This window comes from Labrys sedimenti, from assembly GCF_034424805.1.
Lineage (GTDB): Bacteria > Pseudomonadota > Alphaproteobacteria > Rhizobiales > Labraceae > Labrys > Labrys sedimenti.
In genome coordinates, this window is the sequence record NZ_JAXOUF010000100.1 from 1 (window position 1) to 1043 (window position 1043).

General features: G+C 64.0%; 1 protein-coding gene. It reads right to left on the reverse strand.

Annotation, left to right across the window (positions count from 1 at the left end; translation table 11 throughout):
- Nucleotides 1-1043: IS1182 family transposase (locus U1R88_RS35600; protein ID WP_425545538.1), on the reverse strand; the 1043-nt coding region annotated here is incomplete at both ends.

A 1043-nucleotide genomic window follows, 5' to 3' on the forward strand; every position in this document is an offset into this window, starting at 1 on the left:
GCAGAGGGCCGGATCGGAAGCGTACTGGCGATAACCGCTGCGGTCGGTGGTGGCATAGGCCAGCAACTGCCCCTGCGGGCAGCGATAGCCGTTGCGTTCCGCCTCATAGATGAACTGGCTCTTGCGCATCATGCCAGGCTTGGGTGGATTGGGGGTACGATAGCCGGTCACGCCCAGGATCGCCCGATCCTCCAGCCCCTTGGCGATGCCGGCACTGGCATAGCCCGCATCCAGCCCCACCGCCGTCACCGGCAGGGCGAAGCGCTCGCGCTGGCGGTCGAGCCGGCCCAGATAGACGATGCTGTCATGCACGTTGCCGGGCGAGGCGAACGTATCGGTGATGATGCCGACCTTGCCGTCCACCGTGCGGTGATCGAGGTAGAAGAAGCCCCTGGGCTTGCCATCGCGCACCATGTAGCCGCTGTCCGGATCCACCCGCGAGACCTTGGTTTCCTTCACCTCGGGCTCACGCTCGCGCACCGGCAGAGGCTCCTGGCCGTGCGCCGCCCGCTCTGCCTCGACAGCCGCATCCAGCGCCTGCCAATAATCGGCCCGCGACTTGGCGACCTGGGCAAGGTCGAACTTCCTGGCGTTGGCATTCGCCTTCAGATGGGTGGAATCCGTGTACAGCACCCGGCCATCCACAAGCCCATGCCCGATCGCCTGCTCCACGATGGCATCGAAGATGGCTTGAGCCACATCCGTGTCGTTGTAGCGCCGACGACGGTTCTGCGACAGCGTCGAGGCGTCGAACACCGGCGCCATCAGCTTCAGCCCCAGGAACCAGCGATAGGCCACATTCACCTCGATCTCGCGCACCAACTGGCGCTCCGAGCGGATGCCGAACAGGTAGCCGATGAACAACGCCTTGAACATCAAGGTCGGGTCCAAGGGCGGGCGGCCATTGTCCGCGCTGTAAAGCCCGGATACCCGATCATGGATGAAGGAAAAGTCGATCACCGCATCGATCTTGCGCAGCAGATGATCTTTGGGAACAAGCGTATCGAGCGTCACCATCTCGATCGCTGTCTGCTCGGGGCCGG